The organism is Ochrobactrum sp. AP1BH01-1, from assembly GCF_018066705.1.
Lineage (GTDB): Bacteria > Pseudomonadota > Alphaproteobacteria > Rhizobiales > Rhizobiaceae > Brucella.
The window spans coordinates 79,940-103,373 of sequence record NZ_JAGPOU010000005.1; the positions used below are offsets into that span (position 1 = coordinate 79,940).

A 23,434-nucleotide genomic window follows, 5' to 3' on the forward strand; every position below is an offset into this window, starting at 1 on the left:
TTATCTCAGGACACGGATTACGGTCCGGTCCGTCAGATGAGGCAGGAGGCGCGCCATATCGGCGCGCCTCAATGCTATGCAGCCTTCGGTGGGTGTATAGCCGGGCCGCGCCAGATGGAAGAAAATTGCGCTGCCGCATCCGCGGCGGCGCGGCGCGATGTTCCAATCCATGACGATGCAGACATCGTAGAGATCGTCGCGCCGCCACATATCCTCATGGCTTGCTGCATAGGGCAGCCTTACCGGTCGGTTGTAATTGGCATCGGACGGCGCATCGCACCACCCGTCGAGACGGCGGACGCGACCGAGCGGCAGCCGCGATGACGGCAGCAAACCCTTGTCGCCGCGGCGGTATCCATAGAGCAGCCGCATGGCTGCCAGAGGCGTTGCACCGTCACCTTCGCGCTTGAAAGCGCTGATACCCCCCTTGCCAAGAGCGCATTCCAGCACCAAATTGCCGGCAACAAGCAAGCCGCGAGTCTTGTGGCCCGGCTTGGCACGTACATCAATGACGCCAATTCCCCGGCTAATTCCGTATCTGGCCAAGCTCTGCCTCCGTGACATGCATGTTTCAAACCGTTGTCGGCGGGAGCAAAAACCTCTTTCGCGTTTCGCCGCTTCAACTTGCCTTCATTAAATGTCATAAAACACCAAGAGCCATTTAAATCAAAGAGTAACGAGGACAGGCATGACAGGCCGTACAATACTGATTGTGGACGATGACGAAGATCTCCGTTCCATCCTCGTCGAGCAGCTCGAGCTGTGCGAAGAATTCCAGATACTGCAGGAAGACAATGCCACGAAGGGCATCCAGACTGCGCGAAACGGCATTGTAGACCTCCTGATCATGGATGTCGGCCTGCCGGATATGGATGGCCGGGAAGCGGTAAAACTGCTGCGCAAGGGCGGTTTCAAGGCGCCGATCATCATGCTCACCGGTCACGATACGGAATCGGACACGATTCTCGGGCTCGAATCAGGCGCCAACGATTACGTCACCAAGCCCTTCAAATTCGCGGTGCTTCTGGCGCGCGTGCGCGCGCAGCTGCGCCAGCACGAGCAGAGCGAGGATGCGACCTTCATCGTCGGTCCCTATACGTTCAAGCCGGGCCAGAAACTGCTCATCGACGAGAAGGGCAGCAAGATTCGCCTCACCGAAAAGGAAGCGGCGATTATCAAGTACCTCTATCGCGCCGGCGACAAGGTCATCGGCCGCGATGTCCTGCTGGAAGAAGTGTGGGGCTACAATTCGGGCGTCACCACGCATACGCTGGAAACCCATGTCTATCGTCTGCGTCAGAAAATAGAAAAAGATCCGTCCAATGCGGCGCTTCTGGTCACAGAAAGCGGGGGATACAAGCTTGTCCCATGATGGACAGCGCCCGACGCAGGTGTATTGACGATCCATGGCGCTTGATGACGATATTCGCATTCTCGGCACGGTAGGCCTGTTCGAGTCTTTCACGGCCGAACAGCTGCGGTTGCTCGCCTTCGGTGCGGAACGGCTCGTTCTCAGGACCGGGCGCGAACTATTCCGTGAAGGACAAAGCGCCGACTGCGCCTATATCGTCGTGTCAGGCAATATTACCCTGTTTCACGAACAGGACGAGGGGCGGGTTGCCATCCGCCCCGTCGGTCCCGGCGCCATGATCGGTGAAATGGCGTTGATCGCGCAGACCTCGCGTCTTACCGGCGCAGTCGCCGAGGTGGAAACCGAGGTCATCCGCATCAGCCGCGCAATCTTCCGGCGCATCCTGGAAGAATATCCAGAAGCGGCAGCAGCCCTTCACTCCCATATCAGCCGCAATCTGCTCGAACTGATCGGCGAAATCGAAAAGGTCGCGCCGCGCCTGAACGGCGATTAAAGCTCGATCACCCTTTCCATACCGATAGCGTCAAGAAAAGTCTGGTCGTGGCTTACGACGACCAGCGCCCCCTCATAGGCATTGAGAGCGATTTCCAGCGCCTCGATGGAATCGAGGTCGAGATGATTTGTCGGTTCATCGAGGATCAGGAGTTCCGGAAACTCCGTACCGCCCAGAACGCAGGCAAGTGCTGCGCGCAGCAGTTCACCCCCGCTGAGGCTGCCAGCAAGACGTGAAGCACCTTCGCCCCGAAACGAAAAACGCGCCAGCGCAGCGCGAGCTTCGTTGTCGTTCGATCCCGGATTAAGACGGCGATAATTTTCATAAAGGGTTTGACCGCGATCCATCAGGCTCATTTGCTGGTCGAACATCGCGACCCGCGCCGGGCGCATGACGGTTCCAGCCACCGGCTGAATATCTCCCGTCATCAGCCGCAACAGGCTGGTCTTGCCTGCGCCGTTTGCCCCTGCGACGACCACTCGCTCAGCTCCCACGATCTTCAAGGACAGATTACGGATGACCGGTCGGTCAGCCTGAGGGCCACCAGAGACATTCTGCATATCCAGCATCACACGGCCGGAAGGCGGAACAGCGCCCGCTACATCGAAATGCATCGGCTTCACGCGCTCGACTTTTGCCTCGGCCTCCCGAAGCTGCTCGCTGGCTCGATTGGACTGTCGTTCCGCCAGTGCCGCGCCCCGGCTCTTCGACTGTTGCGCACGGTCTTCCCGTGCGTCGAGCAAAAGCTTGCTCATGCCTGCGTCAGCGCGCGACTTGTGACCGCGCGCGTCGCTGCGCGCCTGTCTTTCGGCTGCGGCCTGCGCCTTGCGTTCGACCTGCTTGACCTCGCGCCGCGCTGTGGCGAGATCGCGTGCCGCCGTCTCACGCTCCTCAGCCCTCTTCCCCTGATAGAAATCCCAGTTGCCGCCATAAAGCCGCAGCCCGTCGGGAGATAGTTCGGCTATCGCATCCATGGCTTGCAACAGCTCGCGGTCATGGCTGACCACAATAGCCGCGCCATGCCAGGCGGTGAGCAAGCCGACTACGGCCAAACGACCGGCGCGATCAAGATTATTGGTCGGTTCGTCCAGCAGAATCAGGTCGGGTTTATGAAAGATCAGCGCTGCGAGCGCCGCCCGCGTTTGCTGGCCTCCGCTCAAGGCTGAAAGTGGGGTGTCGGGAGCCATATCGGGCAGGCCAAGTCCCTGCAGTGCGTCCGTAAAGCGCTGCGGCAAGAGCCAGTCGGCTTCATCCAGATCGCTCTCGCTGGCCAAGCCCTGTTCGACACGTGCCAGAATGTCGAAGCCCGTTCGCACATCGAAAAGATCGGCCAGCGTCTCGGTATCACCACCGCCGACATTCTGCCGCAACATGCCGATGTTTCCGGTTGCGGTCACACTTCCGTTTGTCGGAGGCAGTATTCCACTCATGATACGCAACAGCGTCGATTTGCCGACGCCATTGCGCCCGACCAGACCGATTCGGCCTCCGGTTACACTGAGATTGATGGATTCAAAGAGAGTACGGCCATCAGCCGTGACGAAGGAAACATCCTGAAGTGTCAGAAGAGAAGACATAGCAAGCCATGGAAATGTTGAAAACACTGGTCATTTGAAACAGTGCTGCACAATCCATTGCTCTTGGCTCCTTGTCTTAACTCGCCCCTATATAGATGTTGCCATCCAATTAATCCAGATTGAATGTCGCAATGACCGGCACGTGATCGGACGGTCGGTCCCAGCCGCGCGCATCGCGGAGAATTTGCAGGCCTTGAATATGGCCCTCCAGATCAGCCGAACCCCAGACATGGTCGAGCCTGCGGCCACGATCCGATTCATCCCAGTCCTTGGCGCGATAGCTCCACCACGTATATATTTTCTGGTCTGCCGGAATCAGATGCCGCATCAAGTCGCTCCAGCCGCCCTTCACGCGCAGGTCTTCCAGCGTTTCGGTTTCGATCGGCGTATGGCTGACGATCTTCAAAAGCTGCTTGTGCGACCAGACATCGTTTTCGAGCGGAGCGATGTTGAGATCGCCAACGAGAACCGATGAATGCCCGTCCTGCCGGTCGGCAACGATAGCGCGCATTTCCTCGAGAAAAGCCAGCTTGTGCGCAAATTTCGGGTTGATCTGCGGGTCCGGTTCGTCACCACCGGCGGGTACATAGAAATTATGGATGCGAAGTTTCTTGCCACCCGCTTCGACCACCGCGCTCAAGTGCCGACAATCGCCCATATCGCAGAAACCGATCTTTTCTACGCTCGCCAGCGGACGCTTGGAAACCGTTGCCACGCCGTGATAGCCCTTCTGACCGCTGATCGCGATATGTTCATAGCCGAGAGCTCGGAAACCCTTCGACGGAAACAGGTTGTCAGGGCATTTCGTTTCCTGAAGACAAAGAACATCCGGCTGGTAATCGCGCAGAAACTGTTCGACCAGCGGCATGCGCAGGCGAACGGAATTGATGTTCCAGGTAGCAACGGAAAAAGCCATGAAGATAGGACTCGCAGCAACGAAAAAGATGCCGCGAACCTAATCATTTATCCGGTAAATGCAAACGGATTGCCTGTCACAAACTGACGGCTACTGACCTTTACGCTTCATGGCGATGCGCTGATAGTCGATTTTGAACATATCGTCGGTAAAACGCACGCCGCTGCGCACGTTGAAGATCATGACAGTGGTGTCGAGCTTTTGCGCGTCGGTGATGGTCCACTGCTTAAGCTCGTAGGATTTGGGGTCGAACATCATGGTGATTTTCGAATCGCCGAAGATCGACTTGTCGCCCAGCACCAGCGTGGTCATGTCCGGCTCCTGCTTCACATTCTGAAGTCGGCCGCCGCCAAGATCGATGCGGTCTGCCAGAAGCAGTTTCAGCGGCGTTTTGGAAAGCGGATAGAGGTCCCAGGTGTCCAGCTTACGATTGTTGATGACGACCGATTCACCATCGGAAATCACACGGATCGGAGAATTGTTGTAGTTGAAGCGAATCTTGCCCGGACGTTCGATATAGAAAGTACCACCCGTCTGCTCGCCCTTGGGGCCGAACTGCACGAATTCACCGGTCATTGTGCGAACCGATGAGAAATGATCGGCGATCTGCTGTGCAGCCGCGCCGCCGCCAGCGCCTTGTGCCAGCGCGGCGACCGGAGCCAGAATCAGCGACGTCATGCCAAGCCCGAGCGCTCCCATTCCCAGCACGGCTGCAAGACGGCCAGCTTTCGCGACGGCGGAGAAACGGGAGAACATCATCGACAAACTTTCTCTTTTCATCATTCTGTTAAACTACGCCACCAGTTGGGCGCGAGTATGGCGTCCGGCCATCACAGGGGCGATGAGATTTTGGCTGTGGCATGACGAAAATGGTGGGGTTCGAGAACCGGAGCGGAGTGTACTTGAGGTACATGAGCACCGGAAGCGCAGATCCACGCCATTTGCAGGCTGCCAGAGCCGAAATATCCCGCCCCTAGAAATCATCGTCACCGGTCGGCACCAAAATTTCACGCTTGCCTGCATGGTTGGCAGGGCCGACAATACCCTCCTCTTCCATACGTTCGATGATCGAGGCGGCCCGGTTATAGCCGATGCCAAGACGACGCTGGATATAGGAGGTCGAAGCCTTCTTGTCCCGCAACACCACGGCGACGGCCTGATCATAAGGATCGTCGGAATCCTCAAGGTTGCCGGTTCCAGCCGGGCCGCTGCCACCCTCGTCGTCGTCTTCATCCTCAGTGATCGCATCGAGATATTCCGGCACGCCCTGAAGCTTCAGATGCTGCACGATGCGTTCCACCTCGTCGTCACCGACGAAAGGCCCGTGCACGCGCTGGATGCGCCCGCCGCCTGCCATGAAGAGCATGTCGCCCTGGCCGAGAAGCTGTTCGGCGCCCTGCTCGCCCAGAATGGTGCGGCTGTCGATCTTCGACGTCACCTGGAAGGAAATGCGGGTCGGGAAATTCGCCTTGATCGTGCCGGTGATGACATCGACCGAAGGACGCTGGGTGGCCATGATGACGTGGATACCAGCCGCACGCGCCATCTGCGCCAGACGCTGCACTGCGCCTTCGATATCCTTGCCCGCGACCATCATCAGGTCGGCCATTTCGTCGATGATCACGACGATATAGGGCATTGGCGCCAGATCGAGCTCTTCCGTCTCGTAGATCGCCTCACCGGTATTGCGGTCGAAACCGGTCTGCACGGTGCGCGCGATCGGCTCACCCTTCTTCTGCGCAAGGCCAACACGCTGATTGAAGCCGTCAATATTGCGCACGCCGACCTTGGACATTTTCCGGTAGCGGTCCTCCATCTCGCGCACGGTCCATTTCAAGGCCACCACGGCCTTCTTCGGATCGGTCACGACCGGGGTCAGCAGATGCGGGATGCCGTCATAGACGGAAAGCTCCAGCATTTTCGGATCGATCATGATCAGGCGGCATTCCTGCGGCGTCATGCGGTAGAGCAGCGACAGGATCATGGTGTTGATCGCCACCGACTTACCCGAACCGGTCGTACCGGCCACGAGGACGTGGGGCATCTTCGCGATATCGGCAATCACCGGTTCGCCATTGATGGTCTTGCCAAGCGCCAGCGCCAGTTTCGCCTTCGACTGTTCGAAGTCGCGGCTTGCCAGCATTTCGCGCAAGTAAACCATTTCGCGCTTCGGGTTCGGCAGTTCGATGCCGATGGCGTTGCGACCCGGAATGACGGCCACACGCGCCGCGATCGCGCTCATGGAGCGGGCGATGTCGTCGGCAAGGCCGATGACGCGCGACGACTTGATGCCCGGTGCGGGTTCCAGCTCGTAAAGCGTGACCACCGGGCCGGGCTTCACATTGATGATTTCGCCGCGCACGCCGAAATCTTCCAGCACGCCTTCAAGCAGACGGGCATTCTGTTCCAGCGCATCCTTGGAAAGCGCCGGATCGCGCTGGACGAGCTTCGGTTCGGCAAGGAAATGCAGCGACGGCATTTCAAAAACGCCATTATCCTTGAGGAAGGATGGCTGTGCTTCACGCTGGGCACGCGGGCCAGGCTTCGGCGAAGGAGCGGCCTGTTCCACACGGGCCTTGCGGCTGCGGGGCGGCGGCGCATCGTGCCATTCCTGACCGGCGAGCGGCGCGCCGTCATCCATATCGTCCATATCGAAAGGCGGCTCATCATCGGCAGCGGCAGGTCCCCCGAAGCCGGGCTCACGACGCGGCGCGCCCCGTGTTTCGGCGTTGCGCCGCACAACGCGCATATCGTCGAAATCGTCCTCGCGGGGGCGGCGGCGGCCAAGTCCCGTCAGGCGCCTGAAATTCGCGGTCGTGGTCAGCGCCAGATGGGTGAGAGCCCCCATAAGCTGGAAACCACCGCCGGTTGATGCTTCATCGTCCTCGTCATCCGCAACAAAATCATCTTCGGCACCGCGACGGGCCGAGACTTGCGCAGGATTGACGATCCCTGTCCCGCGTCCGACGATGCCGCTGGCAAAGAGGCAGAGCCAGAAGGCCGGTACTGCGAGGATGAGCGCAATGCCCGATGCAACAGCACCTTGCGGGAAACTTCCTAGGAAAAGGCCGGGAAATTTCAGGATCATATCGCCGAAGACGCCACCGAGGCCAATCGGCATCGGCCAGCTTTCCGGCACGGCAAAGCAGCTGGCGATGGCCGCGAACAACAATGCGGCGCCGAGCCATGCGAAACTGCGCTTGGCCACGCGCCCGATGCCTCCGCGCGTCATCAGCAGCAGCGACCAGACAGCAAGCGGAAGCAGGGCCGGAACGCTCGCCAGTCCGAAAAACTGCATGGCAATGTCGGAGAACACGGCGCCCGGATACCCAAGCGCATTCGTTACCGGATTGTCGGTCGCATGGCTGAAACTCGGGTCAGCCACATTCCATGTCGCCAGCGCGCCAACAGCCATGCCGGTGAGCGCCAGAAGCCCCAGACCGAACAGGATATAGAACTGCCTGCGGAAGAGATTGGCCAGTTTCAGCCTGTCTTCCGTAATCCGCTCGTCACGCAGCGGGTATGAGGGCGAATATCCTTGCCGCATATAGCCTGTCCCGAACCGAATATCTTTGCTGGCCCGTGAGCGAAAATGCTTCGGGCACATTGAATCGGGCCGATCCTAATCGCCGGATGGTTAATTCCTCATTAACCATGCAAGGACCGCGAACAAATCCGGTGGACGAAATGAAAAAGGCGCGGTTTCCCGCGCCTTTTTCCGCTTGAGACAATCCCGTTCTATTGAACGGATTCGCCGTGCAAAGCGATGTCGAGGCCCTCGATCTCGGCCTGCTTGCTGGGCCGCAGGCCCATGATGGCCTTGACCACGTAGAGAATGATCGCGGTGGCAATCGCAGTGTAGACGATGGTGATGGCCGCGCCGAAGAACTGCTTGCTGATGGTCGCCCCTTCGCCCGCCGGGTTGATCGCTGCATCGGCAAAGAGTCCGGTCAAAACAGCACCGACGAAGCCGCCGACCCCATGGACGCCGAACGCATCGAGCGAATCGTCATAGCCGAGCGCGTGCTTGATCTTGACCGCCGCCACGTAGCAGACCGCACCGGCGACGACGCCGATGATGAGCGCCCCCGTCGGGTTGACGAAGCCGGCAGCTGGCGTGACGGCGACAAGGCCTGCAACGGCGCCCGAAATGATACCAAGCACGCTTGGCTTGCCTGCAACCGCCCATTCGACGAACATCCAGGCCAAAGCCGCACCGGCGGTCGCAACCTGCGTGTTGAGCATGGCAACGCCAGCGAGCGCATTGGCGCCGACAGCAGAGCCGGCATTGAAGCCGAACCAGCCAACCCACAGCAGAGCGGCACCGATGACCGACAGGACGAGATTATGCGGCGCCATGTTTGTATGGCCGTAACCATCGCGCTTGCCGATGATGAGCGCTGCAACCAGACCGGCTACACCGGCATTGATATGGACAACCGTCCCTCCCGCAAAATCAAGCACGCCATCCGACGCCATGAAGCCGCCGCCCCAGACCCAGTGCGCGACCGGGATATAGACGATGAACAGCCACAGAGTCAGGAAGACCAGCATGGAGGAAAACTTCATCCGCTCGGCAAAGGATCCGGCGATGAGCGCAGGCGTGATGACGGCAAAGGTCATCTGGAAGGTGATGAACACATATTCCGGAATGGTTCCCGTCAGCGATTGCATCGTGACGCCCGAGAAGAACGCCTTGGAAAGACCGCCAATATAGGAATTGAGCGAGCCGCCATCGGTGAAGGCCAGCGAATAGCCTGCGATCATCCACAGAATGGACATGAGACAGGTGATGGCAAAGCTCTGCATCACCGTGGACAGCACGTTCTTCTTGCGCACCATGCCGCCATAGAACAGCGCGAGACCCGGTATGGTCATCATCAACACAAGCGCGGTTGAGGTCAGCATCCACGCCGTATCGCCCGTATCGAGGGTTGGTGTTGGAGCGGCGTCCTGCGCCATTGCCGTCCCGGCCATGGCGACGAGCGCAGGCAAGGTAGCCAGAAGGGCCGTTTGCTTGTTTCTTCCTGTTATGAGCATCGAATATCTCCGTCGAAGGGCGGTTTCAAACGCGGCTGCGCTGGAAAGACCGGTTCAAACAGAGAGAAACAAAATTCATGCCAGTTGGCCGAAGCAGGCAAATTAACTGCAAATTTTATGCGATTCGCCACGCCGATTGCGGAAACGCCGGGCTATGGAAAAGTTGGAACGAATGCAGCTTCAAACCGAGTGATGCCTTAACTGGTTCATTCGATTCATTTTTACGCTTTGGCATCGGGGCAGCAGCCACTAATGAATGCCCTATATTTAATCACGCCTCCACCCTTCGATTAAAAAGTAATCACTTCTTTTCGTCATGAACGCGGATCAATCCCTCCTGCGCCACCGATGCGATCAGCAGGCCGTCGCGGGTATAAAGCGCACCACGGTTGAAGCCGCGCGCGCCGGAGGCGCTCGGCGTATCCTGCGTGTAGAGCAGCCAGTCATCAAGCCTGCATGGGCGATGGAACCACATGGCGTGATCCAGACTCGCCACCTGCATGTCGCGGTCGAAAATGAAACGGCCATGCGGGTGAAGTGATGTATCGAGGAGCGTCATGTCGGAGAGATAAGCGAGAATGGCTGCCTGCAATGCGCGATCATCTGGAACGAGCCCCCTCGCCCGCACCCATACATGCTGCACCGGCTCCAGCTTCTCGCGCGAGAAATAATGCGTGAGAGAGACCGGCTTGATTTCGATCGGACGCTCCCGCTCCCAATATTTGCGAACGCTGGGCGGAGCCATATCGAGGTATTTTTCCTTGATGTCATGATCGCCTATGAGCTGCTCCGGTTGCGGCAGTCCTTCCGGCATCGGCATCTGATGATCGAGCCCGTCTTCGTCGATCTGGAACGAAGCGGAGAGCGAGAAAATCGCCTTGCCGTGCTGCATGGCCAGAACGCGCCGCGTGCTGAAGCTGGAACCATCGCGGATGCGGTCCACCTCATAGACGATGGGAATCGCCGGATCGCCGGGCCGCACGAAATAGGCATGGAGCGAATGTACATGGCGTTCGGACTCGACAGTGCGTTGCGCGGCGATCAGTGCCTGTCCGATCACCTGTCCGCCGAACACCCGCTGCCAGCCGACCTGCGGACTGTTGCCACGGAACAGGTCCACCTCAAGTGTTTCCAGATCGAGGATGGAAAGAAGCTCACGCATTGCATCAGTCTGGGTGCCGATTTGGGTGTTAGCCGGGGCTCCAGCGGACTTTTCTTGATCGGTCATGGACAGCCTGTCTCCTGCAACCATATATATGCTTTGGGTTCTTGTTTGAGCCGGAGCATTGGAACCTGTCAAGAACTGCGCGGAAAAAGCCCTGTCGGCAGAGATCCGGACAGCGCGCTGCGGAAGTTCGTTTCGATATGCGCCGCGGCAAAATATCGGGTTCCCTGACCGGCGATATATGCCAAAACAGCGCTCGTGAGATGGATTCTCGAAAGGAAATGGTAAATGGCCGCCCCGAAGAAGCAGGAAGCAGCACGCAATAACGATGTGGTGATTGCAGGCGGCGGCTATGTCGGGCTTGTCACGGCGGTAGCGATCAAGTCGGCAGCACCACATCTTGTCCTGACCGTAATCGATGGCGCACCGGCGGGTGCCTGGAAAAATGACCCGCGCGCCTCCTCCATCGCCGCCGCTGCCTCACGCATGCTCGACCAGCTCGGCTGCTGGCAGGAAATTCTCCCCGAAGCACAACCCATAACGGAAATGGTCATCACGGATTCGCGCACTTCCGATCCCGTGCGCCCGGTGTTCCTTACCTTTGAAGGTGAAGTCGAGCCGGGCGAACCCTTTGCCCATATGGTGGAAAACCGCGTGCTCAACACGGCCCTGCACAACAAGGCGGAAGCACTGGGTATCACCTTCCTCGAAGCCACCAGCGTGGATAATTTCAATACGCTCCCCGAAGGGGTTACAGTCACGCTTTCCAACGGAGATACGCTCGAAACGCGGCTGCTGATCGCCGCAGATGGCGCACGCTCCCGCCTGCGCGATCTGGCTGGCATCAAGACGGTCAACTGGGATTACGGCCAATCCGGGATTGTCTGCAATGTCGCCCATGAACTGCCGCATGGCGGCCGCGCGGACGAGCATTTTCTTCCAGCCGGTCCCTTTGCCATCCTTCCGTTGAAGGGCAATCGCAGCTCACTCGTCTGGACCGAGCGCACGTCGGATGCCGAACGCCTCATTCGCGAAGACGACTTCGTATTCGAAGCGGAACTGGAACAGCGCTTCGGTCATCGTCTGGGCGCCCTTCGTGTCGAAGGCCCCCGTCGCGCCTTTCCGCTCGGCCTGACGCTGGCGCGTGAATTCGTGAAACCACGCTTCGTGCTGGTGGGCGATGCGGCGCACCGTATCCATCCTATTGCCGGTCAGGGCCTCAATCTCGGTTTCCGCGATGCTGCCGCGATTGCCGAAGTGGTGGTCGAAACAGACCGGCTCGGCCTCGACATTGGCTCATTTGCCGCGCTGGAGCGTTATCAGTCCTGGCGTCGTTTCGACACTGTACAGATGGGCGTGACGACGGATATCTTGACCCGGCTTTTCTCCAACGACCATCCGGCGGTCCGCTCGATCCGCGATATCGGCCTGGGTCTCGTCGACCGGGTGCCATCCCTGAAATCCTTCTTCATCAAGCAGGCAGCCGGTCTTTCCGGCGATACGCCGCGTCTGTTGAAGGGGCAGTCCATCTGAGCGCTGGACCCGCTCTGCGGATGCCCTATATCGGAAGCGGAAAACCCAACCGAGAGGAGAGCTTCCCATGGACAGAAAAGCAACGGCCGTCTGGCAAGGCACGCTGAAGGAAGGCAAGGGCACCCTCAACACGCAAAGCGGCGCGTTGAAGGATCTGCCCTATGATTTCAAGGCCCGTTTTCAGGATGAAAGCGGACGCTCGGGCACCAACCCGGAGGAACTTCTGGGCGCTGCGCACGCAGGCTGCTTCGCCATGCAGCTCTCGGCACTTTTGACCGAACACGGAACCCCGCCGGAAAAGCTGGAAGCGACTGCGGCGGTCACTGTCGGCCCCGCAGCTGGAGGCGGCTTTGAAATCAGCCGCAGCGCGCTGACGCTCAATGCCACGATCCCCGGCATCTCGACGGAGGATTTCGAGGCCCTCGCGAACAAGGCCAAGCAGTCCTGCCCGCTTTCGAAAGCCTTGGGCGCTATTGAAGTGACACTGGACGCAAAACTAGTCTGAACGACTTCACATCAGGGAAATGATGAGCGGGTGCAAGCCCGCTTTTCTATTCGGGCAGGTGGCAGACCGCCTCGATATTGTGGCCGTCCGGATCAATGACAAAGGCGGCATAATAGTCGGGATGATAGCCAGTGCGCAGGCCGGGCTTGCCATTGTCTGTACCACCGGCAGCGATAGCCGCTTCATAAAAGCGGTCGACCTCGGAGCGGGTCCCGGCCGAAAAAGCGACATGAAGCACGCCCTCAAGCTTCGCGCCCTTCTGCTTGCCAATCCAGAATTCGGGCTTGCCGTTACGGCCGTAGCCCACCCAATCGCCGAATTCCATGGCGCGGCTGATACCGAGCGGCGCCAGCGCCGCATCATAGAAAGCCCGCGACTTGGGCATGCTGGAAATGTTGAATCCGATATGATCGAGCATGATTGCCCTGTCTCCGATTATCTGTTCTCTCCAATGAGATATCGGCACTTCCATAAAGATCAAGCCTTGGCGAAGGCAGCCGGAGCCCCGATAATGAAAAAGGGGAAGATACAGATCTTCCCCTTTTTCAAAATTCCAGATCAGTCACGCTACTAGACGCGGCGCTCGACCATCATTTTCTTGATTTCGGCAATCGCCTTGGCCGGATTCAGCCCCTTCGGGCAAGTCTGAGCGCAGTTCATGATCGTGTGGCAGCGATAGAGCCGGAACGGGTCCTCGAGATTGTCGAGGCGTTCGCCCTTGGCTTCATCGCGGCTATCGATCAGCCAGCGATAGGCCTGCAGCAGCACGGCGGGCCCGAGATAACGGTCGCCGTTCCACCAGTAGCTCGGGCACGAGGTCGAGCAGCAGGCGCACAGGATGCACTCATAAAGGCCGTCGAGCTTCTGGCGGTCCTCATGGCTCTGCAGCCATTCCTTCTGCGGTTCCGGCGAAACCGTCTTGAGCCAGGGCTCGATGGAACGGTGCTGGGCGTAGAAATTGTTGAGGTCCGGCACGAGGTCCTTCACCACCGGCATATGCGGCAGCGGATAGACCTTGATGACGCCCTTGATGTCGTCCATGCCCTTGGTGCAGGCCAGCGTGTTCGCACCATCGATATTCATGGCGCAGGAACCGCAAATGCCTTCACGGCACGAACGGCGCAGCGTCAGCGTCGGGTCGATCTTGTTCTTGATATAGAGAAGACCATCCAGCACCATCGGGCCGCAATCGTCGCGATCGACATAATAGGTGTCGATGCTCGGATTGGCGTCGTCGTCCGGCGACCAGCGATAGATGCGGAATTCCGTGACGCGCTTGGCGCCATCAGGACGGGGCCAGATCTTGCCCTCCTGAATGCGGGAATTCTTGGGAAGTGCGAGTTCAACCATTGCTCTTTCCCTTGATTAGTAAACGCGCTTCTTCGGCGCAATCTTGGCGAGGCTGATGCCGCCTTCCTCTTCCGTCGTCAACGGATCGAGATGGACCGGGCGGTAGTCAAGCTTGACCTTGCCGTCCGGCGACAGCCAGGACAGGGTGTGCTTGCGCCATTCGGCATCGTTGCGGTCCGGGAAATCCTCATGCGCGTGGGCGCCGCGGCTTTCCTGGCGCGCTTCCGCCGAAACAACCGTCGTCAGCGCATTCGCCATCAGGTTTTCGAGTTCCAGCGTTTCCACGAGATCCGAATTCCAGATCATCGAACGGTCGGTGACCTTGATGTCCGGCAGTTCATGCCAGAGCTTTTCCATGCGCTCGACGCCCTGCTTGAGCGATTCCGACGTGCGGAACACGGCGGCGTCTTCCTGCATGGTGCGCTGCATCTTTTCGCGCAGTTCCGCGGTCGGCTGGGAGCCATTGGCGAAACGCAGACGATCGAAGCGCTCCATGATCTTGTCGCAGGCAGCGAGGTCGAGATCGGGAATCTTCGACTTGCGATCGATGACCTGACCGGCGCGGATTGCAGCCGCACGGCCGAACACCACCAGGTCGATCAGCGAGTTGGAGCCGAGACGGTTCGCACCGTGCACCGAAGCGCAGCCCGCTTCGCCGACGGCCATCAGGCCCGGCTGCACGCGATCCGGATCGTCTGCGGTCGGGTTCAGCACTTCACCCCAGTAATTGGTCGGAATGCCGCCCATATTGTAGTGAACGGTCGGCAGAACCGGGATCGGTTCCTTGGTCACATCCACGCCCGCGAAAATCTTGGCCGATTCCGAAATACCCGGCAGGCGCTCATGAAGGACAGCCGGATCGAGATGGTCGAGATGCAGGAAGATGTGGTCCTTGTTCTTGCCGACGCCGCGACCAGCACGGATTTCCATGGTCATGCAGCGCGAAACAACGTCACGCGAGGCAAGGTCCTTGGCCGATGGCGCATAGCGTTCCATGAAGCGCTCGCCTTCGGAATTGACCAGATAACCGCCTTCGCCGCGCGCGCCTTCGGTAATGAGGCAGCCCGCGCCGTAAATGCCGGTCGGGTGGAACTGCACGAATTCCATGTCCTGCAGCGGCAGGCCGGCACGCGCCACCATGCCGCCACCGTCGCCGGTGCAGGTATGGGCGGAAGTTGCCGAGAAATAGGCGCGTCCATAGCCGCCGGTCGCCAGAACCACCATCTTGGCGGAGAAGCGATGGATCGTGCCGTCATCGAGGTTCCACGCCACGACGCCGGTGCACACACCGTCGGTCATGATGAGATCAAGCGCGAAATATTCGATGAAGAACTGCGCGTTGTTTTTCAGCGACTGGCCGTAAAGCGTGTGCAGGATCGCGTGGCCGGTACGGTCGGCGGCAGCGCAGGTGCGCTGTACCGGAGGACCGTCGCCGAAATTCTGCATATGACCGCCGAACGGGCGCTGATAGATCTTGCCTTCTTCGGTACGCGAGAACGGCACGCCATAGTGCTCAAGCTCATAGACGGCGGCAGGCGCTTCACGCGCCAGATATTCCATGGCGTCGGTATCGCCGAGCCAGTCCGATCCCTTCACGGTATCGTACATGTGCCACTGCCAGCTGTCCGGACCCATATTCTTGAGCGAAGCAGCGATGCCGCCCTGCGCGGCAACCGTGTGCGAACGGGTCGGGAAAACCTTGGTGATGCAAGCCGTCTTCAGGCCCTGCTCGGCCATGCCGAGCGTTGCGCGCAAGCCCGCACCGCCAGCCCCGACCACCACCACGTCGAACTTGTGATCGACATAGGTGTACTTGCTTGCAGCGGCAGGCGCCGCATTGTTTACTGCACTAGCCATCGGGCTATCAACCTCCGAAGCTCAGCTTGAGGATCGCAAAGATACAGGCAAAGCCGACAACAGCCGTAAAGAAGCTGTTCAGCATCACCAGCACGACCTTCATGCCTTCGCCATGCACATAATCTTCGATAATGACCTGCATCCCGAGACGCATATGGTAGACACCGGTCAGGACGAACAACGCCATGACGATGGCCGTCAGGGGATGCGAAAGAGCGGCCCGGACTTCCGCGAAGCTTGCGCCATTGAGCGAAATCACGAGGCCGATGAAAAACAGGACCAGCGGTACCAGAGCCACAGCCGTCACGCGCTGATACCAGAAATGGGCGGTACCTTCCTTGGCGGAGCCAAGACCGCGGACCTTGCCGAGCGGGGTACGCATATCATTGTTCATACCGTTCATGGGATGAGCCTCCTAGCGCACCGAATAAGCGACGACCCAGACGAGGATCGTGGCAATGACGGAGAAAACGACGGTCGCCCAGGCAATCTTCGAAGCTGTGTGCTTTTCCAGCCCCGCGCCCGTATCCCAGATCAGGTGGCGAACCCCGCCGGCCAGATGATGCAGAAGCGCCCATGTATAGCCGAACAGGATCAGGCGGCCGATCCAGGACGAGAACAATGCATTGACGGTGTTGAAGCACTCTTCGCTGACAGCAGCCGAGATCAGCCACGCCGCCAGCAACAAGGTGCCGAAGTAAAGTGCGCCGCCTGTGATGCGATGGACGATGGACATCGTCATCGTAATGACCGGCTTGTAGATAGACAGGTGCGGCGACAAAGGACGCTGGCGCGTTACAGTCGGTTGTGTCATGGCTCTGTAGGCTTCCCTGACGTTTCTCTCCGGCCACACCCCGCTGACGATCATCAGCAAGGCAGCCGGGTTGCGGGTTCTCCCGAACCCTGGTTCGACGTCGTCCGAGGCACAGGGAACCGGACTTTACGATCCCGCGCCGGTACGACCCAAGAAAATAAGGCTGGACCGTGGCGTACGGCCCTATGTGGCGCTTTCTACTGCGCTTTTACCATCACGTCAAAGAAGCTTTTTCACGAAAAGACTAACAATTGGTCGCACCTGCGCGACACATTCGCGTGATTGCGGCATTCAAACGATTGAAGACCGCAACCGGCAAAAACATGTGTAATTTCATCCACTTTTGGAAAATCGATCAGTTGCCGAATCGAATCACATAGCTCGACCAGTCGGCAGCCGTGGCGATCTGCTCATAGAGCTTGCGCCCGTCTTCGGGCACACGCGGGGCATTCAGCACCAGCTTGGACCAGCTGCGCTCCTCGGCCTTGTCGGCCAGCACGTCGATCAGCGCCTTGGCGATGCCCTTCCCGCGATGATCGTGATGCACATAGATATGATCGACCTGCCCTGCACGCAGGCCCGTTACCGGCTCGGGCAGATCGTAGAAGATCACGAAGCCGACCAGATTTCCGTCAACCCGCGCCCCCAGCGTTTCAGCGGCGCGATCCTGAAGCAGGTGCTCGGCATAAAAATCGTCGGGGCGGCGAGGCGCGCCGCGCTTCAGCGCCTGCGCGTAGCTTGCCAGCAGCGGCGCGAATTCGTGGGCATCACGCAGATGGAGGAGCGCAATATCGACGGCATGATCTTTGGTCATTGGACGTTCCTTGGCGTTTCCAGCTCTTTCCACGCGCCACATGCAAAGGCAGGAGCGCTTGGGAAGACCGGTTCCATTGTAGCCAGCACGGATGACAAAGGTAAAGAAAGAGTTAAAATGATCCTCATTCTCTTGGTGATCACGGACGATGAGGCTCGAACGACGATGGCTAAATGCGAATGGACGATGCTTGGCGTCATCGGGGCTCTTGCGTTGACCAGCCCTACACTTGCCGACCCTGCGATACGTTCCATCGATGCCTCGGGAAATCTCGTGATCCAGATGCCCGATAATGGCGCCAAGATCATCCGGGTCGGAGCGGCGCAGCCCGTTTCTTCGCCGCCGCAGCACTTGAGGATAATTTCTGCGCCACGCGACAATGCCATCGCCTACATCGTGGCAAAGCCCAACAGCAATTGCGAAAGCGCGGTCGTGCTGCGTGGACGCTCTTTCATGCATGGGATCGACCGCGGGGAAACGCCGGTTCTGGACCATCCTGGCTGCGGCTACGAATAGGCTTCGTTCAGCGCCCGGTCATTGAACGAAATTCGAGAACGTTTTCATCCACCAATATTGGCAGGGCGCTGCGGACACAGTTGCGTCCGCCTTTCTTCGCTTCATATAGCGCACCATCGGCGCGTTTATAGAGATCGGAAAACACATCATCGAATTCCATTTCCGCGATGCCGAAGCTCGCGGTGAAAACAATGACGCCGTTGCGTCCAGGAATATGGATATCGCGGCAGACAAGCCGCGCCTTATCCGCAAACCGCCACGCCGACTGAATCGTGTTTCCCGGCAGGATGATCGCGAATTCCTCACCGCCTATGCGGGCCGAAATTCCGTTCTTACCGTTCGCCGCCTTGCGCAGTTCGGCGGAAAAAGCGGCGATGACGCGATCTCCAAGCGCGTGGCCGTGCGTATCGTTGATCGCCTTGAAATGATCGATGTCGCAGAGAACCAGCGACAGAGCCTGCCGCATGCGCTTCGACTTTTCAATTGCGGCCTCGGCGCGAAACTCGAAACCGCGCCGGTTGAGCAGTCCCGATAGCTGGTCGGTCTCGGAGCGGATCAGCATATTGGCGATCAGTTCCCGCATCAGGCTCAACAGCAGAAGCAACCCGCCAGCAACGGACAGAGCAGCGCCTATCGACTGTGAAAACATCGCATAGGTCGTATCGATATAATCGCTGGGTTCGACACCCGCTCCTCCCGCAGTCACCGCGATGACCGGCTTGAACAGGAAATGAACGGCACTGATCCCGAACAGCACCGCCATCAAGGTATCGATGCCGTTGCGATCTCTCCGCAGGATCACCCGCACCGCAAGGAGCAGAACAAGGAAATAGGGTGTCTGATAGAGGAGCATGCCAATCATGTGGCTGCGGGCAATATCATATATGCCGTAAATCATGGTGACGGATGCAATGGTCAGCAGGCCGAGTGCGATCCACGGCACAGGCCGGGCATACATGCGTGCAAGACCGATGACCAGGCAGGACAGCGCCAGATAATAGGTCGTGAAGGCGAGCATATAGCCCATGCGGGGATTGGGAATGGAAGGCATGGCAAGTTCTGCCAGGAAATAGAGCATTGCGAAAATGAAGCCGAAGGCGAAGACGGGCGCTGCCGTATTATCCCGCGCGTAAACGGCTATGCCGAGAAACGCGAAAGCAAACAGACCTGAAACGGTCATGTTGATCAGAAGGATAAAGTCGGCTCCATTCATTCGATTCTCTTCCCGTGCCGGCTGCCAAACTCTTCACGACGCCAGCCACCCTGCCCCTCCATACAATCAAAGCGTGAAAAAGCTGCTAATATACACCAAAGAAAAACCGCCGGGATGAACCGGCGGTTTGATCTTCTGGAAGCCTTCAGGAACGCTTCATCTGTTTTGGAGCCTTAGTTCCACTCGCGAATGTCAACGAAATGTCCAGCAATCGCGGCGGCAGCGGCCATGGCCGGCGACACGAGATGCGTGCGGCCCTTGAAGCCCTGACGCCCCTCGAAATTGCGATTCGAGGTCGAAGCGCAGCGTTCGCCCGGCTTCAGGCGGTCGTCATTCATGGCAAGGCACATGGAGCAGCCCGGCTCGCGCCAGTCGAAGCCGGCTTCGATGAAGATCTTGTCGAGGCCTTCGGCCTCCGCCTGCTCCTTCACCAGACCGGACCCCGGAACGATCATGGCGCTCACGCCGGCGGCAACCTTCTTGCCAGCGGCCATGCGGGCCGCGTCGCGAAGGTCCTCGATGCGGCCATTGGTGCAGGAGCCGATGAAGACACGGTCGATCTTGATGTCGGTCATCCTGGTGCCCGGCTTCAGGCCCATATAATCGAGCGCGCGCCACTTCGATGCACGCTTGGTCTCGTCCTTGATCTCGTCGGGATTGGGCACAATGTCGGTGACAAAGACGACGTCTTCCGGCGAAGAGCCCCAGGAAACAACCGGCGAAATCTTGGCCGCGTCAAGTTCGACGATCTTGTCGAAATGCGCGCCTTCATCCGAATGCAGCGTCTTCCAGTAGGAAATCGCCTGTTCCAGCGCTTCGCCCTTCGGCGCGCGCGGCTTGTCCTTGATATAGGCAAAGGTCGTTTCGTCCGGCGCGATCAGGCCGGCGCGGGCGCCGCCCTCGATCGACATGTTGCAGACCGTCATTCGGCCTTCCATCGACAGCGAGCGAATGGCGCTGCCTGCATATTCGATCACGTAACCGGTGCCGCCCGCAGTGCCGATTTCGCCGATGATGGCGAGCGTGATGTCCTTGGCGGTAACGCCGGGAGCCAGCTTGCCATTCACACGCACCAGCATGTTCTTGGCCTTTTTCTGGATCAGCGTCTGGGTGGCCAGAACATGTTCCACCTCGGACGTGCCGATACCATGCGCCAGCGAACCGAAAGCGCCATGCGTGGAGGTATGGCTGTCGCCGCAGACGATGGTCATGCCCGGAAGGGTGAAGCCCTGCTCCGGCCCGACGATGTGCACGACGCCCTGACGCTTGTCGCGCTCGGAATAATATTCGACGCCGAAATCAGCGGCATTCTTGGCCAGAGCCTCGACCTGAATGCGGCTTTCCTCGTTCTTGATGCCGTTGATGCGGTCCGGCGAGGTCGGAACGTTGTGATCGACCACCGCCAGCGTCTTTTCAGGGTGGCGCACCTTGCGGCCAGCCATGCGCAGGCCTTCGAAAGCCTGCGGGCTCGTCACTTCGTGCACAAGATGGCGATCAATATAAAGGAGGCAGGTTCCGTCTTCCTGCTGATCCACTACATGGTCGTCCCAGATCTTGTCGTAAAGTGTACGCGGCGCGCTCATTGCGAGAGGTCCCTTGAATGGTCTTAACTTGAATAGTTCTTAACTGGCTGTCATATGCACCCGCCCGCACAGTTCGTCAAGAAACTGAAACCGCAACAGGGTGTCGCAGTAACAATCTTGCGAGATGTGGGCGAAATTATGCAGTATGTTACGCAGGCTTTCGCATTTAGCAAATAAAAAAGGCGACCTGTGGCCGCCTTTTTCAAACAGAGTGCTGTGAAGCTTATTCAGCAGCAGCCTTGGCAGCTTCGGCCTTGGCAGCGGCAGCCTTGTCGGCTTCGCGCTCGACCTTGGTGCGGTTGTCTTTCTTTTCAGCAATACGGGCAGCCTTACCCGTGAGGCCGCGCAGGTAGTAAAGCTTCGCGCGACGAACCTTGCCGCGGCGAACGAGTTCAACGCCTTCAACGATCGGCGAGTAAACCGGGAATACGCGCTCCACGCCTTCGCCGTAGGAAATCTTGCGAACGGTGAAGTTTTCATTGAGGCCAGCGCCGGAACGGGCAATGCAAACGCCTTCATAGGCCTGCACGCGGGTACGCGTACCTTCGGTGACGCGAACCTGAACGCGAACCGTGTCGCCCGGCTGGAAATCTGGAAGCTTGCGCTTTTCTTCAATCTTTGCTGCCTGTTCGGCTTCAAGCTGACGAATGATATCGGTCATCGTCTTTCTCCTTCTGAATTCTTCTCAAACAGTCAGAGCGCTCTGCACTTGCCACCAAGCAATCCTTGGCCCTGTGGCTATGCCTTCAAATTCAGGCAGGAGCGGTACACCATTTATTGGTTTAGGACGTCTGGGCTTCGCCCAAACGGGATATTACAATGTCGGGACCAGCCCGAACTGGCGCGGCAATACACCATTGCCGCCGATGAATCAATATCAGGACGCCAAAATCGCCTCAGATACGGCCCAGATGCGTATCCTTGAAACCCGTGCCATATTTGAGCCCGAAGCCAAGCGCGCGGTCGACGCCGATATGCACGGCCCAGATCAGCGCGATCGCAAAGCAGAACGACCAGCTCATCGCCCAACCCAGCACCGCCACGAACACAACGCCGATCCAGCTATGGGCCATATTATAGACCACGGCGCCGGTGCGCGGCCCCTTCATATAGCCGAAGAAGGAAAGATCGGGTGCAAGGATGAGGATGGCGAACAGCCACCAGCTCGCGCCGCTGACCCAATAGGCTCCGAGCGCCAGCAGCGCGAGAGAAAGACTTTCGAACCGCTGGATCAGATTCATTTGCGCTTGCCCTCGCTATAGGCTTCCCATAGATCGGGACGCCGTTCCCTGGTGATACGTTCCGCCTGCTCGTGCCGCCATTTATCGATAGCGCCATGATTGCCGGAGGTCAGGATTTCCGGAATCGATCTTCCTTCCCAAACCTGCGGGCGGGTAAAATGCGGATGTTCGAGCAGGCCGGTCTCGAAGCTTTCCGTCTCTCCGGATTCGCGATTGCCCATCACGCCCGGCAAAAGTCGCACGATGGCATCGAGCAGCACGATGGCCGCAGTCTCTCCGCCCGACAGGATGTAGTCGCCAATCGAAACTTCCTCGAGATTGCGCGCCTCGATGACGCGCTCATCCACGCCCTCGAATCGTCCGCAGAGAATGATCGCGCCCGGCCCGTCGGCAAGCTCGCGCACGCGCTTTTGCGTCAGCGGTTTTCCGCGCGGGCTCATCAGAAGCATCGGGCGGTGGCCGTCGGCAACGGAATCGAGCGCGCGGGCAATAACATCCGGCTTCATCACCATGCCGGCGCCCCCGCCAGAGGGCGTGTCATCCACCATACGGTGTTTACCCTCGGCAAAATCGCGAATCTGCACCGCATCCAGCCGCCATTTCGCTTCCCCGAGCGCCTTGCCGGCAAGCGAAGTGCCCAGCGGTCCGGGGAACATTTCCGGATAAAGCGTCAGCACGGATGCATGAAAGAAACCGGTCTCGTCTGCGACCTTTGAAACTTCGGTCATCACTTCTTCGGCTTTTTCTTTTCGCTTTGCTGGCGCTCGTCCTCATCCTCGGCGATCAACCCGGCGGCATAGGGTTCGACCAGCAGTGTTCCCTTGTCGAAATCGATCTCCGGGACGGCCGCTTCCGTGAACGGAATGAGCATCGGACGCTTGCCCTTCTCGGAAAGCTCGATGAGGTCACCGCCGCCGAAATCGAACAGGGCGCTCACCACACCATAGGTTTTGCCTTCCGCATCGACCGCCAGCAAGCCGATCAGATCGGTCTGGTAAAATTCGTCTTCGTCCAGCTCGTCATCCGGCAGCTGTGAGCGGTCGATGAAAAGCTCGATCCCGTTCAGCGCCTCGGCTGCATTGCGGTCATTGACGCCCTTGAAACGCACGACCACGACCGTCTTGGCGGGACGCGCTTCCAGAACTTCGTAGCTCTTGCCCTGTTCGTCATAAAGCAGGCCGTAATCGGCGATGGCCAGCGGATCGCCGGTAAAGGTCTTCACTCGCACTTCACCGCGCGTGCCATGTGCGGCACCGATAACGGCGAGCTGGATCGGGTTTTCTGGACGCGGCATTGCCAACCTTGTTTCTGCTGAACGGATAGAACTATTTTTCGTTCAATAGCTCTTTCCTTGGTCTTTTTCACGTTATTTCGTCACAAAAGCACTCTTCGGCCCACGAAAACCAGCCGGTAACCTATCGCTGGCAGACTGCCTTGCGAATCCA

Annotated in this window: 24 protein-coding genes; 5 read left to right on the forward strand and 19 right to left on the reverse strand. The window is 58.8% G+C overall.

The features are described 5' to 3' along the window. Positions 1–546: a L,D-transpeptidase family protein gene (locus J9800_RS18230; protein ID WP_114214564.1), complete on the reverse strand. Its 546-nt coding sequence runs from the start codon at positions 544–546 to the stop codon at positions 1–3. Between the two features lie 142 nt (positions 547–688). On the opposite strand from J9800_RS18230, the gene optR reads away from it, so the two are divergent. Together optR and J9800_RS18240 are read left to right on the forward strand one after the other, a co-directional pair. Further along, positions 689–1,372 carry a response regulator OptR gene (gene optR, locus J9800_RS18235; protein ID WP_006467959.1) on the forward strand — a complete coding sequence of 228 codons (684 nt, stop codon included), beginning with the start codon at positions 689–691 and terminating at the stop codon, positions 1,370–1,372. 34 nt (positions 1,373–1,406) lie between these two features. Continuing rightward, positions 1,407–1,865, forward strand: coding sequence for a cyclic nucleotide-binding domain-containing protein (locus J9800_RS18240; protein ID WP_114214563.1), 459 nt, complete (start codon positions 1,407–1,409; stop codon positions 1,863–1,865). On the opposite strand, the gene J9800_RS18245 is transcribed toward J9800_RS18240, so the two are convergent. The 6 genes from J9800_RS18245 to tesB all read right to left on the reverse strand — a co-directional run bounded on the left by J9800_RS18245 (position 1,862) and on the right by tesB (position 10,626). After that, the gene (locus J9800_RS18245) at positions 1,862–3,442 is read right to left on the reverse strand and encodes an ABC-F family ATP-binding cassette domain-containing protein (protein WP_114214562.1); all 1,581 of its coding nucleotides are present in this window, start codon (positions 3,440–3,442) and stop codon (positions 1,862–1,864) included. The genes J9800_RS18240 and J9800_RS18245 overlap by 4 nt on opposite strands. A 109-nt stretch (positions 3,443–3,551) precedes the next feature. Continuing rightward, positions 3,552–4,358, reverse strand: coding sequence for an exodeoxyribonuclease III (gene xth / locus J9800_RS18250; protein ID WP_114214561.1), 807 nt, complete (start codon positions 4,356–4,358; stop codon positions 3,552–3,554). Between the two features lie 90 nt (positions 4,359–4,448). After that, positions 4,449–5,117 carry an outer membrane lipoprotein carrier protein LolA gene (locus tag J9800_RS18255; RefSeq protein WP_205315874.1) on the reverse strand — a complete coding sequence of 223 codons (669 nt, stop codon included), beginning with the start codon at positions 5,115–5,117 and terminating at the stop codon, positions 4,449–4,451. A 214-nt stretch (positions 5,118–5,331) separates the two neighbouring features. Then, complete coding sequence (locus J9800_RS18260; RefSeq protein ID WP_114214659.1) at positions 5,332–7,905, reverse strand: DNA translocase FtsK; 2,574 nt, start codon at positions 7,903–7,905, stop codon at positions 5,332–5,334. Positions 7,906–8,096: 191 nt separating this feature from the next. After that, positions 8,097–9,398 (reverse strand): ammonium transporter, encoded by a 1,302-nt coding sequence (locus tag J9800_RS18265; RefSeq protein WP_112586652.1) that lies wholly within the window; start codon positions 9,396–9,398, stop codon positions 8,097–8,099. Positions 9,399–9,699: 301 nt separating this feature from the next. After that, positions 9,700–10,626 carry an acyl-CoA thioesterase II gene (gene tesB / locus J9800_RS18270; RefSeq protein WP_114214558.1) on the reverse strand — a complete coding sequence of 309 codons (927 nt, stop codon included), beginning with the start codon at positions 10,624–10,626 and terminating at the stop codon, positions 9,700–9,702. Between the two features lie 225 nt (positions 10,627–10,851). Here tesB and J9800_RS18275 point away from each other — a divergent pair, with 225 nt between their 5' ends. Both J9800_RS18275 and J9800_RS18280 read left to right on the forward strand, forming a co-directional pair. Continuing rightward, a complete protein-coding gene (locus tag J9800_RS18275) occupies positions 10,852–12,096 on the forward strand; it encodes a ubiquinone biosynthesis hydroxylase (protein WP_114214556.1) in 1,245 nt (414 codons plus the stop codon). Between the two features lie 67 nt (positions 12,097–12,163). Then, the gene (locus J9800_RS18280) at positions 12,164–12,601 is read left to right on the forward strand and encodes an OsmC family protein (protein WP_112586660.1); all 438 of its coding nucleotides are present in this window, start codon (positions 12,164–12,166) and stop codon (positions 12,599–12,601) included. A gap of 46 nt (positions 12,602–12,647) precedes the next feature. On the opposite strand, the gene J9800_RS18285 is transcribed toward J9800_RS18280, so the two are convergent. The 6 genes from J9800_RS18285 to J9800_RS18310 all read right to left on the reverse strand — a co-directional run bounded on the left by J9800_RS18285 (position 12,648) and on the right by J9800_RS18310 (position 17,436). Continuing rightward, entirely contained in the window at positions 12,648–13,019 is a 372-nt protein-coding gene (locus tag J9800_RS18285; protein ID WP_112586662.1) for a VOC family protein, read from the reverse strand. 152 nt (positions 13,020–13,171) lie between these two features. After that, entirely contained in the window at positions 13,172–13,951 is a 780-nt protein-coding gene (locus tag J9800_RS18290) for a succinate dehydrogenase iron-sulfur subunit (RefSeq protein ID WP_114214555.1), read from the reverse strand. 15 nt (positions 13,952–13,966) lie between these two features. Beyond that, positions 13,967–15,808: a succinate dehydrogenase flavoprotein subunit gene (gene sdhA, locus J9800_RS18295; RefSeq protein ID WP_114214554.1), complete on the reverse strand. Its 1,842-nt coding sequence runs from the start codon at positions 15,806–15,808 to the stop codon at positions 13,967–13,969. A gap of 7 nt (positions 15,809–15,815) precedes the next feature. Continuing rightward, positions 15,816–16,211 (reverse strand): succinate dehydrogenase, hydrophobic membrane anchor protein, encoded by a 396-nt coding sequence (gene sdhD, locus J9800_RS18300; RefSeq protein WP_210845904.1) that lies wholly within the window; start codon positions 16,209–16,211, stop codon positions 15,816–15,818. Between the two features lie 12 nt (positions 16,212–16,223). Further along, entirely contained in the window at positions 16,224–16,622 is a 399-nt protein-coding gene (gene sdhC, locus J9800_RS18305) for a succinate dehydrogenase, cytochrome b556 subunit (RefSeq protein WP_061344524.1), read from the reverse strand. A 355-nt stretch (positions 16,623–16,977) separates the two neighbouring features. Then, positions 16,978–17,436: a GNAT family N-acetyltransferase gene (locus tag J9800_RS18310; RefSeq protein WP_006470954.1), complete on the reverse strand. Its 459-nt coding sequence runs from the start codon at positions 17,434–17,436 to the stop codon at positions 16,978–16,980. Positions 17,437–17,553: 117 nt separating this feature from the next. Between J9800_RS18310 and J9800_RS18315 the strand changes: the two genes are divergently transcribed. Further along, positions 17,554–17,952, forward strand: a complete 399-nt coding sequence (locus tag J9800_RS18315) for a hypothetical protein (protein ID WP_286167397.1) — start codon at positions 17,554–17,556, stop codon at positions 17,950–17,952. Positions 17,953–17,959: 7 nt separating this feature from the next. Here J9800_RS18315 and J9800_RS18320 read toward each other — a convergent pair whose 3' ends face one another. The 6 genes from J9800_RS18320 to rimM form a co-directional block, all read right to left on the reverse strand. Next, positions 17,960–19,165, reverse strand: coding sequence for a GGDEF domain-containing protein (locus J9800_RS18320; protein ID WP_114214552.1), 1,206 nt, complete (start codon positions 19,163–19,165; stop codon positions 17,960–17,962). A 173-nt stretch (positions 19,166–19,338) separates the two neighbouring features. Next, complete coding sequence (gene leuC, locus J9800_RS18325; RefSeq protein ID WP_114214551.1) at positions 19,339–20,748, reverse strand: 3-isopropylmalate dehydratase large subunit; 1,410 nt, start codon at positions 20,746–20,748, stop codon at positions 19,339–19,341. Positions 20,749–20,971: 223 nt separating this feature from the next. Beyond that, the gene (rplS, locus tag J9800_RS18330; RefSeq protein WP_114214549.1) at positions 20,972–21,409 is read right to left on the reverse strand and encodes a 50S ribosomal protein L19; all 438 of its coding nucleotides are present in this window, start codon (positions 21,407–21,409) and stop codon (positions 20,972–20,974) included. 235 nt (positions 21,410–21,644) lie between these two features. After that, positions 21,645–21,989, reverse strand: a complete 345-nt coding sequence (locus J9800_RS18335) for a DUF4260 domain-containing protein (RefSeq protein WP_114214548.1) — start codon at positions 21,987–21,989, stop codon at positions 21,645–21,647. After that, positions 21,986–22,717: a tRNA (guanosine(37)-N1)-methyltransferase TrmD gene (gene trmD / locus J9800_RS18340; RefSeq protein ID WP_114214547.1), complete on the reverse strand. Its 732-nt coding sequence runs from the start codon at positions 22,715–22,717 to the stop codon at positions 21,986–21,988. Before trmD ends, J9800_RS18335 begins: the two co-directional genes overlap by 4 nt. Continuing rightward, positions 22,717–23,283 carry a ribosome maturation factor RimM gene (rimM, locus tag J9800_RS18345; RefSeq protein WP_114214546.1) on the reverse strand — a complete coding sequence of 189 codons (567 nt, stop codon included), beginning with the start codon at positions 23,281–23,283 and terminating at the stop codon, positions 22,717–22,719. Before rimM ends, trmD begins: the two co-directional genes overlap by 1 nt. Positions 23,284–23,434 lie beyond the last annotated feature (151 nt).

What these genes read in the sequence shown, in the direction of transcription:
- J9800_RS18275 (WP_114214556.1), top strand. Translation starts at nt 10,852, where the DNA reads ATGGCCGCCCCGAAGAAGCAGGAAGCAGCACGCAATAACGATGTGGTG.
- J9800_RS18260 (WP_114214659.1), bottom strand. Translation starts at nt 7,905, where the DNA reads ATGCGGCAAGGATATTCGCCCTCATACCCGCTGCGTGACGAGCGGATT.
- J9800_RS18265 (WP_112586652.1), bottom strand. Translation starts at nt 9,398, where the DNA reads ATGCTCATAACAGGAAGAAACAAGCAAACGGCCCTTCTGGCTACCTTG.
- J9800_RS18290 (WP_114214555.1), bottom strand. Translation starts at nt 13,951, where the DNA reads ATGGTTGAACTCGCACTTCCCAAGAATTCCCGCATTCAGGAGGGCAAG.
- J9800_RS18245 (WP_114214562.1), bottom strand. Translation starts at nt 3,442, where the DNA reads ATGTCTTCTCTTCTGACACTTCAGGATGTTTCCTTCGTCACGGCTGAT.
- tesB (WP_114214558.1), bottom strand. Translation starts at nt 10,626, where the DNA reads ATGACCGATCAAGAAAAGTCCGCTGGAGCCCCGGCTAACACCCAAATC.
- J9800_RS18240 (WP_114214563.1), top strand. Translation starts at nt 1,407, where the DNA reads ATGGCGCTTGATGACGATATTCGCATTCTCGGCACGGTAGGCCTGTTC.
- sdhD (WP_210845904.1), bottom strand. Translation starts at nt 16,211, where the DNA reads ATGAACGGTATGAACAATGATATGCGTACCCCGCTCGGCAAGGTCCGC.
- J9800_RS18285 (WP_112586662.1), bottom strand. Translation starts at nt 13,019, where the DNA reads ATGCTCGATCATATCGGATTCAACATTTCCAGCATGCCCAAGTCGCGG.
- sdhC (WP_061344524.1), bottom strand. Translation starts at nt 16,622, where the DNA reads ATGACACAACCGACTGTAACGCGCCAGCGTCCTTTGTCGCCGCACCTG.
- optR (WP_006467959.1), top strand. Translation starts at nt 689, where the DNA reads ATGACAGGCCGTACAATACTGATTGTGGACGATGACGAAGATCTCCGT.
- leuC (WP_114214551.1), bottom strand. Translation starts at nt 20,748, where the DNA reads ATGAGCGCGCCGCGTACACTTTACGACAAGATCTGGGACGACCATGTA.
- sdhA (WP_114214554.1), bottom strand. Translation starts at nt 15,808, where the DNA reads ATGGCTAGTGCAGTAAACAATGCGGCGCCTGCCGCTGCAAGCAAGTAC.
- J9800_RS18280 (WP_112586660.1), top strand. Translation starts at nt 12,164, where the DNA reads ATGGACAGAAAAGCAACGGCCGTCTGGCAAGGCACGCTGAAGGAAGGC.
- J9800_RS18320 (WP_114214552.1), bottom strand. Translation starts at nt 19,165, where the DNA reads ATGAATGGAGCCGACTTTATCCTTCTGATCAACATGACCGTTTCAGGT.
- J9800_RS18335 (WP_114214548.1), bottom strand. Translation starts at nt 21,989, where the DNA reads ATGAATCTGATCCAGCGGTTCGAAAGTCTTTCTCTCGCGCTGCTGGCG.
- rimM (WP_114214546.1), bottom strand. Translation starts at nt 23,283, where the DNA reads ATGCCGCGTCCAGAAAACCCGATCCAGCTCGCCGTTATCGGTGCCGCA.
- xth (WP_114214561.1), bottom strand. Translation starts at nt 4,358, where the DNA reads ATGGCTTTTTCCGTTGCTACCTGGAACATCAATTCCGTTCGCCTGCGC.
- J9800_RS18315 (WP_286167397.1), top strand. Translation starts at nt 17,554, where the DNA reads ATGATCCTCATTCTCTTGGTGATCACGGACGATGAGGCTCGAACGACG.
- J9800_RS18310 (WP_006470954.1), bottom strand. Translation starts at nt 17,436, where the DNA reads ATGACCAAAGATCATGCCGTCGATATTGCGCTCCTCCATCTGCGTGAT.
- trmD (WP_114214547.1), bottom strand. Translation starts at nt 22,717, where the DNA reads ATGACCGAAGTTTCAAAGGTCGCAGACGAGACCGGTTTCTTTCATGCA.
- J9800_RS18255 (WP_205315874.1), bottom strand. Translation starts at nt 5,117, where the DNA reads ATGATGTTCTCCCGTTTCTCCGCCGTCGCGAAAGCTGGCCGTCTTGCA.
- rplS (WP_114214549.1), bottom strand. Translation starts at nt 21,409, where the DNA reads ATGACCGATATCATTCGTCAGCTTGAAGCCGAACAGGCAGCAAAGATT.